Source organism: Sporomusa rhizae (assembly GCF_041428845.1).
In the GTDB taxonomy this organism is placed as follows: domain Bacteria; phylum Bacillota; class Negativicutes; order Sporomusales; family Sporomusaceae; genus Sporomusa; species Sporomusa rhizae.
Genome location: NZ_CP156925.1, coordinates 4,533,400 through 4,549,851 on the forward strand (window position 1 = coordinate 4,533,400; position 16,452 = coordinate 4,549,851).

The window sequence follows — 16,452 nt, forward strand, 5'->3', positions numbered from 1 at the left end:
AGAATTGCCATCTTGTTAAAGGTGGCAATTCTTTTTACCTATGGGCTGAAGTTGTTTCGCTTCAAAATGCAACGCGTATTTATATATGCCCAGCCACGTCCAATAAATAAGCACAAATCCCGATTCAGACTTTTGTACTTAAAGCGGTACGGTCATGTCCGTATTGAAATTCAAGTTGCCGAATGGTATCGATTATGTTCCGGCTGCTGTTGATTTGCTGCCACATATAGTTAAACAGACGTAATGTTTTTTCAACCCCATAGATATAAAAAGGCTTTTTAAATACAAAGCTAACGAAGAAGTTCTCAATCAAAGCACTGGCGGTCACACTTGATTCCAGCGCATTCAGGGCCTCCATGTCATCATAGTTGCGATTAAACAAATAAGTCAGCTTACCGGCAATATCAGTTTCTTTGGCGAAGCTGTTTATTTCTCGGGCTGTATCATTAAGCAAAGTCAGGCGTTTTGGCAGAGATAACCCCCGGCATTGCAGGATATCAATAAAGTGCATTTCCAATTCAAAATAATAGCGTAAAGGGTTAGAAAGCGGCTGCTGAGCGGGGTGAATCTCGGCCACATAGTTGTCAGGCAGCAGCTCAATAGGCGACTGTTCTGACCTGATAAGCTTTAGCGGTTCGATTCTGTCTGCCAATTTCAACACCGCCGGGCAGCTAAAGCTGAGTGTGATTTCAATACCGCGTGCTGTGCTCATCGGGTAACGCGGGAAAGTCTGACACACGGCATCTAGCTGACGGTGTCCGCCCTCCTTGTGCAGCCGGCATCTATTATCCGTGTCTAGAAACCAGCAGCCTCCTGCCGGCTGTTTAGCGATATAAGCGTACTCACCATATCCCTCAGAATGGGCTAATTTATTAAAGGCTTGATTAAACTCCCATTCCCGGCCTGTACCGACAAACAGCGCTTGATTACGGAGGTAGCTCTGCTCGTCAACTGTTACCCGCCACGAATTACGACAACATTGACCGCACATCTCACACGAAAATTTCTCGACAATATCAGTATAAATAAACATAACTGACCCATCCTATAATAATTTTACGCATGTCTTTATTGAATTCCCTCTACTATTCAAAGAACACCTTGTGAAACAGCTTTATAACAAGTAAAATCCAAACAATCGCCGCTACGGCAACTGCCCCCAAAATATATGGCATGCGCCGCCCCAATTTTTCGCTTTGCCGTTTACTTTCCATATATACCGGTTCAGGCAGCAAGTATTTCAAATATAACATTACCCCGGTAACAAGGCCAACGTCATCCACAATACCGAGAAACGGTATATAATCGGGAAGTATATCAATAGGACTCACGAAATATATTAACACCAGCGCCAGCAGCCCTTTAACGTAACCAGGAGTAAGGGGATGCCGCCAAGCAAACCATACAATAATTAAATTATCCCGCAAGAGCTTCAACCAAACCCCTAGCCGGAACAAGCGTCCTCCAACCATGTCATCACCAACCTTATGTAATTTTAACCTGACGTTGCGGTTAAATTATAGCATAATTTAACTTTATACTATGGAGCGTGAGCTATAGCCCCCTACTCTTCTTGCATTATTTGTTTTGAGTGTTACCACAAACTTGTTGTATAATACGTCTTTACCACTTTCCCCGCAGACGGCAATTTATAGCTTCGTATATTTCTATTTTGCCTCTTACCAGCCCGGCTATCAAGTTATGACTCCTGACCCGCCGCGCCAAAACGGATAAAGGAAACTAAGGCTCCGGCAATGGCCAAGCCTGCCCCCACCAGCAGGGCATAATGAAAGCCATCCAAAAAGAAGGCCATTTGCTGCGCCGGGCTAGGTATGCCAATTTCCGCAGCAGTAACGGCACGCCGGTACTCCAAAATAGCGACAGCCAAAGCAGTTCCGGATATCATGCCAAAGTTCCTGCCAAGAGCGTTAACCCCGCCGGCTATTCCTAAATAGCGCGGCTCAACCGAACTCATGACACTATTGTTGTTAGGTGACTGAAACAAGCCATTGCCAAACCCCATGAGCGCTTGCCCGGTCATTATCAGCCACATGTTGGAATCCAACTGCAAATTAGCGGTAATTATTAGTCCTGCAGCCAAAATTACTAAGCCGGTTGTTGCTAAGACATTCGTGCTCACCTTGTCGGACAGCATACCGCTTATGGGTGAAGTTACCGCCATAATCAACGGAAACGCCGACATAATTAAGCCAATTTTGCCTGGCGAAAAAGCAAGCACATCATGTAAGTAGTAGGGAACGAGCATCGTACTTGTAAACATAGCCATGAAGGAAAGCAGTCCGGCTAAGTTTCCCGCCGAGAATGCCCAATTATTGAAAATCGATAACTCGAGCATGGGATAATCAATTCTTCGTTCATGCCTGATAAAGCTAACAAATATGACGGCGGCAAAACCGAAGCAGCCGAGTATCGGAAGTGAAAACCAGCCCCACTTACTACCATAACTTAATGCTAGCAGAAAGCTGATCATACCTCCTGTAAACAGGGAGGCCCCCAAATAATCTATCTTTTCGTCCAGCAGCCTTTTATCAAGAGGCAGCACCAGTCGTACACCGGCAAACCCCAGCAGACCAGCCGGAATATTGACAAAAAAGATAGTATGCCACCCGAAATGCTCAACAAGCACCCCGCCCAAGCTCGGGCCGCATAAACCGCCCAAGGCCACGACAGTACCAATTATTCCAAGGACTTTGCCCCGCTCGTTTTGCGGAAAGCTGGCGGCCACGATTCCCATCGAATTAGCAATAAGCGCCGACGCACCGATAGCCTGAAGCACTCTAAAACCAATAAGCATACCCATGGAATTAGCAAGCCCGCATAGCAGCGAGCCTACTACAAAACCAATGAAACCATAACTATATATCTTGCGCTGCCCCCCTACGTCCCCCAGCCTTCCCATGAGCGGCAGCAGACTGGTAATCACCAGCATATAAGCGGTAACCACCCATTGCGCGGTCAAAATATCCGAATGCAGTGCAACGGTCATTGGCGGCAAACCTACATTGACAATCGAAGATGCCATTGTCGACATAAAGGTTCCGGTACAAACAACAGCTAATATCAGCCACTTATAGCAATCAAGTTTTTGCAATTTATCCTGCACGTATAAACCCCTTTCGGCGTATGACAACCCTGCCGCTTCAATAGTTTACCAGCTATTGTCCTGAAACATTCCGCAAAATAATGTTGCCTAGCATTACAAAACCGGTTGCGAAATATAATAACATAGTCCTATACTATTCTAGCAGACTTAAATGACTACGATAAGATACCACGAGGTAACGAAATGAACAATCATCCTGATTTTTCTTTTGAACAACAACACTTGGCCGATACCATCGAGGCCATGAAGCAAATCATGCATGACTTGGAGCATGATATGGACCACCGGGTACATAAGATTAACCAGTCGTTGTCCATAAAAGATGAAGTCAGCGCCTATGTCCATTCGCTGATGAAAAGCGACCATGCCATCAAAGTGCATGATATTGCCAAAGCGCTTGACAGCCCCTATTTTGGCCGCGTGGATTTTCGCGAAGACGGCGCGAAAGACTTTGATCAATATTATATTGGCCGGACAAAAGTAGCCAAATTAGATATTGAAAACGTAAAAGATATTTTAGTATTCGACTGGCGCGACCCGGTATCCACGATATTTTACGAATGTCAGGACGGACGCGCCAGCTATGAAGTTCTGGACCGCTACCACTATACCGGCGATGTCCGCTTAAAACGCCAGTACAAGATTGAAGACGGCCAGTTGATCTCGATGTCCGAAGATAATATTCTTAGCAAAATCATGGCCCGCCAGCAAGAATCGCTGATTGCCGACCCGTTTCTCTTAGAGCGGCTGCTGGCAGGCGCAGGTGACCGGCTGAAAGATATTGTTACTTCGATTCGCTCTGAGCAAAATCAGATTATCCGTGAGCCCTTAAACCAAGTTACCGTCATCCAAGGGGTAGCCGGTTCAGGGAAAAGCACCATCGGGCTGCACCGCTTGTCCTACCTGCTCTATAACGAAAAACTTGACCCAACAAAACTTGTCATTATAGCTCCCAACAAAATCTTCCTCGACTATATCTCCGATTTATTGCCGGAAATTGATGCCCAGGATGTAAAACAGACAACTTTTGCCGATCTGGCGGAAACCATTATGCAGCTCGAACCGGTTATTTCCATGACTCCGGCGGAAACAGAGCCGCTTGCCGCAGCAGCAAGGTGGAAGGGGACTCTGGAATTCATTAAGGTGATGGAACTGTTCCTTGATAAGCGGCTGGAAAAGCTCTGTATGAAACTCAAAGAAATCAGCCTGTTTGACGACCAGCTTACAATCAGCCGGGAACAACAGCTGGAAAAAGTAGTCGAGGGAGCTAATATTCCGTTTAACGAGCGGCTGCGGTCACTAGAAAAATACATAAGATTCCGGATAAAAAACTTTATCGAAATCTATGAAGCAAGACTCCATCGCGGCAAAGCCCGGACCGATGAAAAAACAGCAGCCCGGTATGTTGCGGAAGGGGAGCAGTTTATTGCTAAGCATTTTGCCAAATGGCCCGTGCTTGCGCTGTTAGACGGATATTCCGAACTGTTCAAAGATAAAGCAGCCTGGCGCAAAACCAAACCGGTAGGTGTCGAAGTCGAATTATTGCTGACCCATACCTTAGCAAACCTAGAGGCCGGACAAATGGAACGGGATGATCTTGCGCCGTTGTGTTACTTAAAATATCTTATTGATGGCTTCAGGCATATGGGTAAATTTGACCATATTGCGATAGATGAAGGCCAGGACATTAACTTGTTAGAATACCGGGTATTATCCCTGTTGTCCCGCAACAGCTCGTTTACCATCATGGGAGATATGTCTCAGGCCATCCATACTGACAGGGGACTTACCAGCTGGCAGTCACTGCTCAAAGAAATTTTTGATAAGGCTAAATGCCGGTACTATGAAGTAAACTTCAGCTACCGCTCGGCCAAGGAAATTGTTGACCTGTTTAACAAAGTTCTGCCGTCCGGTCGCTCCAAAGCGGTCCCGGTCTACGAAATTGGCCGCAAGCCTGTTATTGAAGCGGCTGCTTCGGCGTCAGTTGCCGTAAAGCGACTCGTTGAGGTTGTTGAAGAATTCCAAGCATTAGGCTGTAAATCTGTTGGTATTCTTACCAAACTGGAAACGGAAAGCCAAAAATTATACCAAGTCCTCATGACCGCCGCCCCCCAGCTCACCAATCTCAATGTCATCACAAACGGTGCTGCCAGCTATCACGGCGGTGTCACTGTGGCTCCCATCCTCCTGGCCAAAGGACTGGAGTTCGACGGCGTTATTCTTTGGAATGCATCGGAACGCAAGTTTTCTCCCGAATATCAGGACGCCAAACTTCTGTATGTAGCATTGTCCCGCGCTATGTACTACCTGCATATTTTTCATCAGGGCAAGCTCACACCGCTGCTTCGATAAAGTAGACTTAGCTTCAGATGGGGTTTTAACCCCGCCTGAAGGTTAGTCGCCCTTATCCAGGAGCTTAGCCGCTCTTACTCCCGCTTTTAGAAGTGGGAGTAAGAGAGCGGAGAGAGCGGGTTAGTTACAGGATAATAACACCAATAGAAAAATCCCGGATCTCCGGGATTTTTACTTTATCTAACGTTATGACTGGCACGAGTTGTTGAAGTTTTGCCGGTAGTACCGATTCTCTGTCTGACATAGTTAGCCATAACAGCCTTAATACTGGTACAATCCTCGGTATCGGGCAGAGCCTCTAATTGGTGTTTCAAATGACCTTCTGACACCAATTGGTTAAGCGTCCAATCAAAATTAATATCATAAAACCAACTCAATCGAATCAGCCGTTTATCCGCCGCAGTCAATACATCGGTATAGGATAGCAGACTGCCTTGTTTTAACTGATTAATGAGTTTGGGTGAGTATTCATGGTCAGCCTGAACTGGCGGTAAAATCCTAAAAATGTCCAGTTTATCGGCATCTCTGATAATCTTGGCAAATAGTAAGTGTTCCGGACTAGCAGGCCCAATTAACATTTTGTTATGATTGATGATGGCAAAGTTAATGATATCTACCTCTGCCGGCGAAAAGTCACTAAGTATTCCCAGCTTGGCTAATTCCTGGGCTCCCGCATCTCCGTGATCAAAAGATGCGGAATCAATAAAAGTACGATATTCGGTAATTTGCCGGAACCGGGAGATATCGTGAAACAAGCCGATAACCTCGGCGATTATCTTTTGGCGTTCAGTAAGCCGCAGATGTCTGGCAAGCCTTGCTGCAATAGCCGCCACGCGTTGGCTATGGATTTCCTTAATTGACACGCCATGCATAACAACAGGGTCTTTAGTATAATACGTACTGACATATTCCAGAAACCACTCATATAAACGTCCTAACACTGCCACCTTAGAATCCCCCTAACAAAGAAACCATAGACTTCCACCGCTCCTCAGATAACGATGGGAGCCGATACTGCGCTTCTGCTTTTAATAACCTTATACTTTTTTAGGGTAACAGGAACGGTTTTTGACTATGTCAAAAACCGTTCAGATTACATCCCTATCATTTTACCATTTTTATTACAAATTTTCCACTTTTATTATAACTTTACCACACCAATGGAATTTAAGAACACTAAAATGAGCAGTGCCGGTGTAATATACCGGATGATAAAATAGAAGGCTTCAAACAAAACTGCCGGTATCGCACCATCATTAGTTAACTCCCGGCGCAGTTCAGCTGGGTTAACCAGATAGCCTACAAACACCGCTATCAAGAGACCACCCACCGGTAATAAGATATTGGAAGATACATAGTCAAAGAAATCGAAGAATCCTTTGCCAAAAATCGTATATTGTCCCAAAAGAGCGGAACTATCGGCCGATAAGGCGGCTAACACGCCAAAGACCAGAATAACAATGGCATTAATTATTACTGCTGTCTTCCGCCCAAAGCCCTTTTCTTCCACAAAGTAAGCAACCGCTACTTCTACCAATGACAACATGGCCGTTGTTGCTGCAATTGAAGACAGGAAGAAAAAGGCGACAAGCAGAATGTTGCCAAACGGCATTTGAGAAAAAACCAGCGGGATAGTCATAAATAACAGTCCCGGACCTGCGCCTGGTTCCATTCCGAACGAAAAAACCGCCGGGAAAATAGCCAAACCGGCTAACATCGATACCAGTGTGTCTGATAATGCAACTTTGGTAGCTGTGCCAAACAAGTTATTGTCATGAGTAAAATAACTGCTGTAAGTTACCATAGCTCCTAAGCCCAGCGACAACTTGAAAAAAGCCAGCCCCATCGCGGTAAGAATAACCGGTGGAGTAATTTTACCAAAATCCACATTGAACAAGAAGTCAATACCGGCACCGGCGCCTGGCAATGTTAGCGCCCGGATATCACACAGAAGAATAAGTATAAACAACAGAGGCATCAGTGTTTTAGTTATACGTTCAATACCTTTCTTTACACCCATAATAAGGATAGCGGAAACAGTTGCCATTACAATGACTTGCCAAATAATCGGACTCCACGGGCCAACCACTACACTGGCAAACTGATCTTTAGCCACCGCGGCCGTAATGCCGGCAAAATCGCCCGACAAAGCTTTGAATAGATACAGATATACCCAACCGGCAACACAACTATAGAAGAACATAATTAAGTACACGGCCAAAACAGACATAATCCCCGTATAACGCCAAGCAGTACCGGATCTAAGAGTGTCAAACGCACCAACCACATTTTTGCGGGTGCTGCGGCCTAAATAAAACTCACTCAGCATGACGGGCAGGCCGACTAAAATAATACAAGAAAAATAGACCAGTAAAAATGCGCCCCCGCCAAATTGCCCGGTAAGATATGGGAATTTCCAAATGTTTCCCAAGCCAACGGCACTGCCCAGGGTGGCAAAAAATATCGCCAGTCCTGATGAAAATCCTTCTCTCTTTAGTTGTCCTTGCGAATCTCCCATTTTTATCTCCCTTCAGATAACATTCCTATACAATGTAGTTTAATCCCCAGTAATTCTATGTGTCAATGTGTAAAGTTTAAAAATTCTATTATTTCCAGTAATGACATTGACTTTCTTGAAATATCATTCATAAATTTGTCTGGTTATATAATTTTGCAGGAACATTCCCATATCCTTGTCGAACTGGTAAAAATACCAAAAAGGAGCTATTATTGCTAATGAACCTGATAAAAGGCTTACTCATTCCTACCTTGCTGCTGCTAGGCTGGGTGCTGATAGCAAAACTTAAGCTCATAAGTTTTTATATTATTCCGCCGCCTGAACAAGTATGGAAAACTACATTGTCTCTCCTTGAAAACGGTCTTCTTCTAAAACATTTGTCCACCAGCTTTTATCGGGTCATGTCCGGGTTTACCGCCTCTTTTGTCTTGGCATTTCCTCTGGCCGTTCTCTTAGGCATGAACCGCCGGTTTACCCCCTATATTAATCCGCCTGTCGAATTTATCCGTCATATCCCACCGTTGGCCTGTATCCCAATGCTTATCCTCTGGTTTGGTATAGGTGAAGCTTCCAAACTGGCAGTAATTATTCTGGCAGCCTTTTTTCCCATCTTTTTAAACACCTTAAGCGGCATCAGCCAATGTGATAAAAAGCTGTTAGAAGTAGGCGATGCCTTTGGTCTTTCGCCACAGGAAAAGTTCCGCCGGATTATACTGCCTGCAAGTCTCCCGTCGATCATTGTCGGCATGCGCTTAGGCTTAGGCTATAGCTGGCGGGCACTTATCGGAGCCGAGCTTGTCGCCGCCTCTGCCGGAATTGGCTATATGATTCTGGATGCCGAACAAATTTCACGGTCAGATATTGTCATTATCGGCATCTTGACAATCGGTGCCATTGGCTACCTCATTGACTATTTATTTTTAAAATTCGCCCAGTATGGCATGCCTTGGGCAAAAAGGACGGCAGACGATGGCAGTGTTAACCCTTAATAATGTCAGCAAAACATATCTGTTGGAAAATCGTCAGGTGTCTGCTCTGACCAATATCAATCTAACCGTGGATTCAGGTCAGTTTGTCACCTTTGTCGGACGCAGCGGCTGCGGCAAAACAACACTGCTTAGAATAATTGCCGGGTTGGAGCAAAAAACCTGCGGCCAAATCACTTTTCAGCCGACAGAGGCTAAAATAGGACTGGTATTCCAGGAACCTCGCCTTATGCCATGGCTGACAGTAGAAAACAATATGGCCTTTGCCTTGCAGCAAGAACCCGACCGGGAGTATGTTAAAGCTACAGTAGATCACTATCTAAAACTACTGCGCCTGGAAGACTTCCGTCACGCTTATCCCTCTGAAATTTCCGGCGGCATGGCTCAGCGGACAGCGTTAGGACGAGCCTTATGTTATAATCCGGATATCATTTTGATGGATGAACCGCTCGGGGCTTTAGATGCCTTCACCCGCGCCACTCTGCAAAAAGAACTGACGCAGATTTTTCAGGAGGCACACAAAACCATTTTATTTGTTACCCATGATGTTGACGAAGCCGTCCTTCTAGGGGAACGGATTGTTGTCATGGGCGGTGGACAGATTTGTAATGAGCTGGCCGTACCGCTGACCTATCCGCGCATAGCAGCCAGCAAGGAATTTTACAACATCCGGTCCCAAGTACTGGCGGCAATCATGGAAGAACCATAAACCTATGAAAAGGAGTGTCATAATGAAGAAATTAATATCGCTTGTTTTATTAGCTGTATTTGCCTTAACAATGACCGGCTGCGGTACCGGCAAGCCCAGCCAGCCGGAAACCAAAACGCTTGACGCCATTCATATTTCCTATGTAAAACTACCGCTCAATGTGCCGTCAATTGTGGAGAAAAAACAGGAATTATTTGAAAAAGAATTCTCCAAAGACAATATTAAGGTTACCTTTCCTGAGATAACCGAGGGCCCGAAAATGACGGCTGCACTGGCGGCCGGATCGCTCCACTTTTGCAACGCTTTAGGCGGCACTTCGGCAATTTTGGCGGCAGCCAACGGCCTTGATATTAAAATCATCGGCATGTACAGCCGCGCTCCCAAAGCTTTCGTCATTATGACTAAAAACCCGGCGATTAATACCATTGCCGACCTTAAAGGAAAAACGGTTGCCGGACCGAAAGGAACCATTCTTCACCAGTTACTGCTTGCTTCTCTTGCTCAGCAAGGGCTTACCGGCGACTCTGTCAAATTTGTCAACATGGGAATTCCCCAAGGCGTTACAGCCATGATGTCCGGTGATGCAGACGCCGCACTTGTTGCCGGTCCGGCCGTTCCTAAAGCGGTTGAGGCTGGCGGCCGAATCCTTACTACCGGGGAAGGGCTATTAGACGCGACTATCGTTATTGCCGTTGACGGTAAGTTCCTTCAGGAACACCCCAGTATCGTAAAACGTTATATGAAGGTACATCAACAAAGCTTGACGTATATGAAAGAACATCCTGATGAAGTCTACCGCTTAGCTGCTGAAGAAACAGGCATCTCAGTCGAAGATGTCAAAAAAATGTACAACTGGTATAATTTCGATCCGGCCATCACTGACGGCGATATCAAGGATTTGGAAAAAACTCAGGAATTCCTGGTACAAAACGGTTTACTAACCCAAAAGATAGAAATTAAGAAACTGGTCAAAGATATGAGTAAGGATATGTAAATTGAATTGAAAAATCAGTATAATGGCACTTGTTCTCAGCGGAATTTTGTGTTATCCTATAAAAAAACTTAACATGTTTACACTGCAATGACAGGGAAAGTACCCAAAATGTCTTACCCACCAGAGAGCCGGCTAGGGTGAGAACCGGCGGAAGACGTTTTCGGGAAAGCCACCCTTGAGCTGTAGGCTGAATTAACAGTAAGCCAACCGTTACTTGGCGTTAACAAGAGTAAGCGAGCCTTAATAAGGCTAATTTAGGTGGTACCGCGGGAACTAAATCCCGTCCTTTTTCAAGGACGGGATTTTTTATTTTTTATAATCTGTAAGGGGGAAATACTTATGAAACAACTTTTAGAGTTATTAGAAAAAGACTGCAACCAGTCGGCCCACCAATTAGCGGCCATCCTCCAAATGTCTCCGGAAGAAGTAACTGCCGCAATCAAACGCTTGGAAGAAGAAAGGACTATTGTTAAATATCAGCCAATCATAAATTGGGAGCAAGCCGGCGTGGACAAAGTAACTGCCGTTATCAACGTCAGAATTACTCCCCAGCGGGAAGTAGGCTTTGATGCCATTGCCGAGCGCATCTACCGTTTTCCGGAAGTTGTCAGCCTCTACCTGATGTCAGGCGGTTACGATTTAAGTGTAACGATTGAAGGGCAAACCCTGAAAGACATATCCCAGTTTGTATCTACCAAGCTGTCAACAATTGATGGTATTCTCAGCACCACCACCCACTTTATGCTCAAACGCTATAAATATGCCGGTGTTATTATAGAGGACCGCGAAGAAGATCATAGACTGGTGGTGTCACCATGAGTTGGGCTGAACGCATATCTCCTACGGTTAACGCCGTCCCGCCCTCCGGCATTCGCCGTTTTTTTGACATAGCTGCCGAAATGAAAGGCGTTATTTCCCTCGGTGTCGGAGAACCTGATTTTATTACCCCTTGGCATATCAGGGAAAGCTGTGTCCACGGCTTGCATAAAGGGTATACCGCCTATACTTCCAATTACGGCCTATTGGAACTTAGAGAGGAAATTGCCCGCACGATTTACAATAACTACAATGTTACCTATGACCCACGGAAAGAAGCCTTAGTAACAGTGGGTGTCAGTGAAGCCCTGGATTTGGCAATTCGCGCTGTCTTACACCCTGGTGACGAAGTGCTTATTCCCGAACCCTGCTATGTTTCTTATAAGGCTTGTGTCCTCCTGGCCGGCGGCAAACCGGTGCCTGTGCCGACAAATATGGAGCATGAGTTCCGCGTAACGGTAGAACAACTGGAAAAGCTGATTTCTCCGCGTACCAAAGCCCTGCTCATCGGCTATCCCAATAATCCCACAGGTGCTATTATGCCGAAAGCCGAGTTAGAAGCAATTGCCCGTTTTGCCACGAAACATGACTTGATTGTCATTTCCGATGAAATTTACGCCGACTTAACCTACCATGGCACCCACACCTGTTTTGCCAGCTTGCCGGATATGCGTGAGCGTACCATTCTCTTAAACGGCTTTTCCAAAGCCTATGCCATGACCGGCTGGCGCATCGGTTACGCATTGTCCAATCCGGACTTTATTGCCGCAATGAACAAGATCCACCAATACACTATGCTGTGCGCTCCCATCACTGCCCAAATCGGCGCCATCGAAGCCCTGCGGCATGGCAAAGACAAAATGGAAAAAATGGTGGCAGAATATGACTCCCGCCGCCAGCTTATGCTCAATGGCCTGCGCAGTATGGATATTAGTTGTTTTGAACCTAAGGGCGCCTTTTATATTTTCCCTTCCATTAAAGAAACCGGCTTAACATCATTGCAGTTTGCCGAAGAACTGCTAAAAACTGAAAAAGTGGCAGTAGTTCCCGGTGATGCCTTTGGCGACAGCGGTGAAGGCTTTATCCGCTGCTCCTATGCTTCCTCTATCAGTAACCTGTCTGAAGCCCTGGAACGGATTGGCCGGTTTATTAAACGATATCAGTAATTAAAAAGTGGAATTGTCCAGCACTGGTCAATTCCGCTTTTTTAATGTATCAGAAATTAGGAGGAATGGCGCGAGTTTGCAGAATTTTACTTTTGTTATTGCCACAAAAGTAAACAAAAGGTCTAGGCCCGAAGCCTCCACGCTAACCTGTTCCGCTAGAGATCTGCTTTCATAGCCCTGTATGATACAGTCTCCATTTCAATGCGCGGACCTGAAAATCCAGGCAGTACTCCTAAAATTCGTAAACTCGCTACACTCAAACAGTACGAATTTCTTAACGGAATACCGCCTGGATTTTCTCCTGCGGAACGCTTTTTCCGGCAAAGGGCCAGGGGTTACGGAAGTTACGGGGGTTGTCTAGGACTCCGCGAGTGCCCCTAAAAAGGTTAACGGAGTTGAGTACCAAATTTCGGATGTACTCAATATCAAAGGACCGCGTTAGCGATTTTTCTTATTATATATCCCGGCAACAGGTAAAACCGGCTAACGAAGTTGCCTGGGTTACTGCCCGGAGTACGGCCTGTTCAACAGCCTGCGCTGCCAGTACACCTACTACGTTAATATCTGCGGTTACCTGCCCTGTTGCTACCGTAAAAATTGTATCACCGTCAAACAGGGTGTGAGCCGGACGAATGGTTCGGGCATAACCGTTATGCGCCATCGACGCTATCTTGTTAGCCTGTGCCTTGGTTAGGATGGCATTGGTAACAACAGCGCCGATGGTAGTATTGCCGGCAAACCGATTAACTTTTTTGTCGTGCTGAGAAAGTAAACCTTGTTCACAGTTTAAAAACCTAAATGGCTCCTTGGCAAAAGCTCCGGCAATAATCTTTCCGCCTTCAGCCGGATTAACTACATCGCCAAGACAATTAACGGCGACAACAGCCCCTACCCGCAAATCGCCAACAGCCATACAACTTATACCCAGCCCGCCTTTCATAGCGTGCTGCATCCCAAATATTTTGCCAACGGTTGCTCCGGTTCCGGCACCTACACAGCCTTCCGCCACTACCCCTGCGCTGGCGGCTTGGCAAGCGGCATACCCCATGGCTTTGTCGGGCCGGATACGATAATCACCACAGTTTAGGTCAAACAACACCGCCCCGGCAACAATCGGCACTTTAGTTACACCTACGTCAAAGCCTGCCCCCTGTTCTTCCAGGTATTGCATTACTCCGGCGGCGGCATCCAAGCCAAACGCACTGCCACCGCTTAGCAGAACAGCGTGTACTTTATCAACATAATTTACCGGATTGAGCAAATCGGTTTCCCTCGTCCCGGGAGCGCCGCCGCGAACATCTACTCCGCCGGTAGCTCCTTCCGGACAGAGAATAACTGTACAGCCGGTTGCCGCCTCCCTATTTTGGGCATGTCCGATTTTAATACCGGTAATATCCGTCAATGTCATCATTCTCTCTAACTCCTTACCATTTTCATTACTGCGATTTTTTGTAAACTATATGCTCCAAAAATAAAGCAATCGTAACACCGACGACAAAACCATTGGTGACCAGCGGCCGGATAATCACCGGAATAGCTGCTACCACCGGTCCCGGTAAAAAAGCCACCATTGTGCCCAGCATTAGTGAAGCACCGATAATAATCCCGGTATCAAAGCCGTCCGTTTCCAGCGATTTCCCCAGCATCATCAGCCCTCCTGCCACTTGCGGGCAAAGAGCGTAGAGAAAAACGCTGCCTATCACAACCGGCGGCACGCAGGAAAGCAGGCCAATCAGTGCCGGTACAAACCCCACTGCAACCATAGCCAGCGCTGTAAAAGCCAGAGGAAAGCGTGACGCGCAGCCTGTAGTAATAATAACTCCGCCACTAAGCGAATAGTTAACAGGTCCGATAACCCCGAAACAGCCTGCCAGCACATTACCTAACCCGGTAATGAGCATCCCGACGTTGGTGCGTTGTTCTAAATCATTAACCTCCAGCAGGGCACCATTACTTTGAATTGACCCTAAATCATTGGCCATCAATGCTAAAAAGCAAAAAGCGAATGAAATGATTACAACCGGATCAAATGTAAAAGAATAGGCCGCCATGTTCCATTCGCCAGCCGTTGGCAAGGTCTGAGACCATTCCGGCCAGTTGCTGGCGAACAGGCTGTAATAGATGATACTGCCGAGTGGCAATGCCCACACAATTATCGTTGACTTTAGCATATCAGGCAGCCACCGCTGCCCCAGCAGCAAGGCCACGAGCATAAATACTGCAAACATTAGATTGGTAAACGGCCTGTCTGTATTGCCTACAATCATATTCAGAACAGCCGGTGCAATGACAAAAGCTATTAATAATAATACAATCCCCACTATCCGGGTAGTAAATAGCGCACTGACATATCGCAACAACTTTAAACTGCTTAATACCGCCAGTATAAGTCCGCATATGGCAATAGCAAAATATACTGCTCCGCTTGCGCCGGCGGCTTGATTTGCCAAAATACCGCTCAATAACACACCAGCCGGTCCTACCACAAGCGGCAGACGATGCCCCCACAGGACCTGAACAAATAGCGTAATCCCCACTACCCAAAATGACTTTTGCAAGTACATCAGTTGTAAGGCCGGGGCGTTAGCATAGTCATGGTTGGCAGCAAGAGCCCCAAGAATAACAATATAGGGAACCGATAACAAAAACCATTGCAGGCTATAAATTAAAGTCTGCCTGGCTGGTAAATACTCATCTAATTGGTACTTGAATGTAAATTGATTCAAGGCTTTCCTCCTGCATCTATTCTATCGTGTTTCCATGGGAACTCCCGTAACAAACGGGTTACCATTACTTGTAGTAACTTATCTTCCCTATCGTTCGCATAGAATCCTCCCATTCCCTGGAATTTCCTTTTAATATAGTAACCGCCAATTTTGTGCAGTACACGCACGTTAGTAGTAAACCTACATAAGTATATAAAGAAGGCTCAATATAGAAAGGAGCGACTTTCTTGGAGAAAAACCAACATTGTCAATGCGGCTTAAAACCAGAAATAACCTCAAAAGTAATCGAAGGATTACAATTATATTTGGCTAACCTCGGTGTGCTTCAGATCAAACTCCATAATATCCATTGGAATGTTGTCGATTCCGGTTTTTTTGCTCTGCATGCGAAAACCCAGGAATTATATGAAAACGTCGGCGAAAAAATGGATCAAACAGCCGAAAGAATCAAAATGCTGGGGGAATATCCGCTAGCATCTCTTCAAGACTTTCTGGATGCAGCAGCAATCGAAGAACTACCCAGTGAAGATATATCCTCACTTTGCGCGGCTGAGATTATTATCGAAGACTTTTGCCAGCTACTGAAGCTTGTTAGAAAAGTAGACTATATTACCAAAGAAACGCTTGATGAATGCACTAGTTCGTTATTAGCAGAAACTATGTGCTTCTTGGAAAAAAATATCTGGTTCTTTAATGCCTATATAACCAGGTGCTCTCAATAAAATGTATAATACCCCTATTAAATAGATGCATCCTAACAGCAAATCTTGAAAATGCCTTCCATCTTATTATTCTCTCTGCAAGCACCTAAGCCATACACAAGATGTTAGGAGCTCACTATTTTAATTCGTAGATCTTGGATGTTAAATACTGTTTTCCAGCCCTTACATAAAGAAAATACTCCTTCCTTTGGCGGCAGTGGAAACCGCTGTTGCCCTTATCCTGTTTTTTAAAATTTATACTTTTTGTTAGGGTAGTAAAAGGGTTGAATCTCTATCTTAGAAATTCAACCCTTTTATAGTTGAAACAATTGTTCTTACACCAAGATTATGTCAATATAT

The 16,452-nt window shown here is 45.6% G+C and carries 14 protein-coding genes and 1 other annotated feature; of the genes, 7 read left to right on the plus strand and 7 right to left on the minus strand.

Annotation, left to right across the window (positions count from 1 at the left end):
• Positions 1–124: 124 nt before the first annotated feature.
• The 3 genes from fliB to SRRS_RS21360 all read right to left on the minus strand — a co-directional run bounded on the left by fliB (position 125) and on the right by SRRS_RS21360 (position 3,124).
• Positions 125–1,033: a flagellin lysine-N-methylase gene (gene fliB, locus SRRS_RS21350; RefSeq protein ID WP_371363373.1), complete on the minus strand. Its 909-nt coding sequence runs from the start codon at positions 1,031–1,033 to the stop codon at positions 125–127.
• A 52-nt stretch (positions 1,034–1,085) separates the two neighbouring features.
• Positions 1,086–1,472: a YkvA family protein gene (locus tag SRRS_RS21355; protein WP_371363374.1), complete on the minus strand. Its 387-nt coding sequence runs from the start codon at positions 1,470–1,472 to the stop codon at positions 1,086–1,088.
• 227 nt (positions 1,473–1,699) lie between these two features.
• Positions 1,700–3,124 (minus strand): MFS transporter, encoded by a 1,425-nt coding sequence (locus tag SRRS_RS21360; protein WP_371363376.1) that lies wholly within the window; start codon positions 3,122–3,124, stop codon positions 1,700–1,702.
• Between the two features lie 183 nt (positions 3,125–3,307).
• Between SRRS_RS21360 and SRRS_RS21365 the strand changes: the two genes are divergently transcribed.
• On the plus strand, positions 3,308–5,476 hold the full coding sequence (locus SRRS_RS21365; RefSeq protein WP_371363378.1) for a UvrD-helicase domain-containing protein: 2,169 nt from the start codon (positions 3,308–3,310) through the stop codon (positions 5,474–5,476).
• 176 nt (positions 5,477–5,652) lie between these two features.
• Here SRRS_RS21365 and SRRS_RS21370 read toward each other — a convergent pair whose 3' ends face one another.
• Positions 5,653–6,423 carry an HD domain-containing protein gene (locus SRRS_RS21370; RefSeq protein WP_371363379.1) on the minus strand — a complete coding sequence of 257 codons (771 nt, stop codon included), beginning with the start codon at positions 6,421–6,423 and terminating at the stop codon, positions 5,653–5,655.
• Between the two features lie 194 nt (positions 6,424–6,617).
• Positions 6,618–7,994 (minus strand): sodium-dependent transporter, encoded by a 1,377-nt coding sequence (locus SRRS_RS21375; protein WP_371363381.1) that lies wholly within the window; start codon positions 7,992–7,994, stop codon positions 6,618–6,620.
• Positions 7,995–8,212: 218 nt separating this feature from the next.
• On the opposite strand from SRRS_RS21375, the gene SRRS_RS21380 reads away from it, so the two are divergent.
• From SRRS_RS21380 to SRRS_RS21400, 5 genes are all read left to right on the plus strand, one after another.
• The gene (locus SRRS_RS21380) at positions 8,213–8,983 is read left to right on the plus strand and encodes an ABC transporter permease (protein ID WP_371363382.1); all 771 of its coding nucleotides are present in this window, start codon (positions 8,213–8,215) and stop codon (positions 8,981–8,983) included.
• Positions 8,964–9,689, plus strand: a complete 726-nt coding sequence (locus tag SRRS_RS21385) for an ABC transporter ATP-binding protein (RefSeq protein WP_371363384.1) — start codon at positions 8,964–8,966, stop codon at positions 9,687–9,689. The genes SRRS_RS21380 and SRRS_RS21385 overlap by 20 nt, the downstream gene beginning before the upstream one ends.
• Positions 9,690–9,711: 22 nt before the next feature.
• Positions 9,712–10,683, plus strand: a complete 972-nt coding sequence (locus tag SRRS_RS21390) for an ABC transporter substrate-binding protein (protein WP_371363385.1) — start codon at positions 9,712–9,714, stop codon at positions 10,681–10,683.
• 78 nt (positions 10,684–10,761) lie between these two features.
• Positions 10,762–10,974, plus strand: a binding site (T-box leader).
• 48 nt (positions 10,975–11,022) lie between these two features.
• On the plus strand, positions 11,023–11,502 hold the full coding sequence (locus tag SRRS_RS21395) for an Lrp/AsnC family transcriptional regulator (RefSeq protein ID WP_371363387.1): 480 nt from the start codon (positions 11,023–11,025) through the stop codon (positions 11,500–11,502).
• Positions 11,499–12,665: an aminotransferase class I/II-fold pyridoxal phosphate-dependent enzyme gene (locus tag SRRS_RS21400; protein ID WP_371363388.1), complete on the plus strand. Its 1,167-nt coding sequence runs from the start codon at positions 11,499–11,501 to the stop codon at positions 12,663–12,665. The genes SRRS_RS21395 and SRRS_RS21400 overlap by 4 nt, the downstream gene beginning before the upstream one ends.
• A 454-nt stretch (positions 12,666–13,119) precedes the next feature.
• Here SRRS_RS21400 and SRRS_RS21405 read toward each other — a convergent pair whose 3' ends face one another.
• Together SRRS_RS21405 and SRRS_RS21410 are read right to left on the minus strand one after the other, a co-directional pair.
• Complete coding sequence (locus tag SRRS_RS21405; RefSeq protein ID WP_371363390.1) at positions 13,120–14,076, minus strand: P1 family peptidase; 957 nt, start codon at positions 14,074–14,076, stop codon at positions 13,120–13,122.
• Positions 14,077–14,101: 25 nt separating this feature from the next.
• Entirely contained in the window at positions 14,102–15,391 is a 1,290-nt protein-coding gene (locus SRRS_RS21410) for a uracil-xanthine permease family protein (RefSeq protein ID WP_371363391.1), read from the minus strand.
• 227 nt (positions 15,392–15,618) lie between these two features.
• Between SRRS_RS21410 and SRRS_RS21415 the strand changes: the two genes are divergently transcribed.
• A complete protein-coding gene (locus SRRS_RS21415) occupies positions 15,619–16,113 on the plus strand; it encodes a Dps family protein (protein ID WP_371363393.1) in 495 nt (164 codons plus the stop codon).
• Positions 16,114–16,452 lie beyond the last annotated feature (339 nt).